This is a genomic window from Photobacterium phosphoreum (genome assembly GCF_002954725.1).
GTDB lineage: Bacteria > Pseudomonadota > Gammaproteobacteria > Enterobacterales > Vibrionaceae > Photobacterium > Photobacterium phosphoreum.
Map to the genome: position 1 here is coordinate 1,148,844 of NZ_MSCQ01000001.1, position 655 is coordinate 1,149,498.

At 38.3% G+C, this 655-nt stretch carries 1 pseudogene; it reads left to right on the forward strand.

Annotated elements, in window-relative coordinates:
• Positions 1 to 639: pseudogene (locus BTO21_RS05060) on the forward strand (transposase family protein); the annotation flags it as partial.
• Positions 640 to 655 lie beyond the last annotated feature (16 nt).

A 655-nucleotide genomic window follows, 5' to 3' on the forward strand; every position in this document is an offset into this window, starting at 1 on the left:
AGCTCTCAAGCCAAAAGCCGTGTTGAACGTGCCAACAAAACTTTACAAGATCGCTTAGTCAAAGAAATGTGATTACAACACATTGATAATATTGAACAAGCTAATGTATGGCTCCCCGACTTTATTGCTGATTTTAACCATCGTTTTGCTAAAGTTGCTCAATATCCTAAAAACATGCATCGACCATTACGAGAATCAGTAGATGAATTACATGATATTTTTGCATGGCAAGAGCTAAGAAAAGTATCAAAATCACTGACATTTCAATACGACAAAGTTATCTATTTAATTGATCCAACCGAAGAAAATCAACGTCTTGTGCGTCAAGTCGTTAAGGTTCTTGATCGTCCAGATGGTACGATCGCAATTCAATATGGCCATCGAAAATTAGAATTCAAAGTGTTTGATAAGCTCGAAGATGTTGACCAAGGTCAGATAATTGATAACAAACGTTTGGGTGCAGTATTGAAATTTGCCCAGGCGAAACAGCAACAATATGACCAACAACAAACACGTAGTCGCAGTAAAAAAGCCCCCAAACGAACCGCCCAACAACGGGCAATCCGTCAACTTGAAGAAATAAATCCAGTGTTAGTTCACCCAGAAAAATTCAAACCTAGCACTAGAAAAAAGCCGTGACTTCCCTACTCTATAA